General features: G+C 67.5%; 1 protein-coding gene. It reads right to left on the reverse strand.

Features of this window, described 5'->3' with window-relative positions:
* Positions 1–1,195, reverse strand: a 1,195-nt coding sequence (ahcY, locus tag M1E25_RS25485) for an adenosylhomocysteinase (RefSeq protein ID WP_251419662.1), incomplete at both ends; no start/stop codon positions are given.

Raw genomic sequence — 1,195 nt, forward strand, 5'->3', positions numbered from 1 at the left:
CCGATGTAGGCGGCCTGCTCGGGACGGAGGGTCGTCAGCTTCACGCCGAGGGCGTCGAGGTGGAGCCGGGCGACCTTCTCGTCGAGGTGCTTGGGCAGCACGTAGACGCCGGTCGGGTAGGCCTGCGGCTTCGTGAACAGCTCGATCTGCGCGATCGTCTGGTTCGCGAAGGAGTTCGACATCACGAACGACGGGTGACCGGTGGCGTTGCCCAGGTTGAGCAGGCGGCCCTCGGACAGCACGATGATCGTCTTGCCGTCGGGGAAGGCCCAGGTGTGCACCTGCGGCTTGACCTCGTCCTTGACGATGCCGGGGATCTTCGCGAGACCGGCCATGTCGATCTCGTTGTCGAAGTGCCCGATGTTGCCGACGATGGCCTGGTGCTTCATCCGGGCCATGTCACCGGCCATGATGATGTCCTTGTTGCCGGTCGTGGTGATGAAGATGTCGGCCGTCTCCACGACATCGTCGAGCGTGGCGACCTGGTAGCCGTCCATCGCCGCCTGCAGTGCGCAGATCGGGTCGATCTCGGTGACGATCACGCGGGCTCCCTGGCCGCGCAGCGAGTCGGCGCAGCCCTTGCCGACGTCGCCGTAGCCGCAGACCACGGCCACCTTGCCGCCGATGAGCACGTCGGTGGCGCGGTTGATGCCGTCGACGAGCGAGTGGCGGCAGCCGTACTTGTTGTCGAACTTCGACTTGGTCACGGCGTCGTTCACGTTGATCGCCGGGAACAGCAGCAGGCCGGCCTGCTGCATCTCGTACAGCCGGTGCACGCCGGTGGTGGTCTCCTCGGTGACACCGCGGATCTCGGACGCGAGCTGCGTCCACTTCTGCGGGTTCTCCTTCAGCGTGCGGTTCAGCACCGTGAGGACGTGCTGGTACTCCTCGCTGTCCGCGGTCGACGGGTCCGGAGCGGAGCCCGCCTTCTCGAACTCGACGCCCTTGTGCACCAGCAGCGTGGCGTCACCGCCGTCGTCGAGGATCATGTTCGGGCCGCCGGTGGCGGTGCTCGGCCAGGTCAGCGCCTGCTCGGTGCACCACCAGTACTCCTCGAGCGTCTCGCCCTTCCAGGCGAAGACCGGCACGCCCTGCGGGTTCTCCGGGGTGCCGTTCGGGCCGACGGCGATGGCCGCGGCGGCGTGGTCCTGGGTGGAGAAGATGTTGCAGGAGGCCCAGCGGACCTCGGCGCCCA

The organism is Streptomyces meridianus (genome assembly GCF_023703325.1).
In the GTDB taxonomy this organism is placed as follows: domain Bacteria; phylum Actinomycetota; class Actinomycetes; order Streptomycetales; family Streptomycetaceae; genus Streptomyces; species Streptomyces meridianus.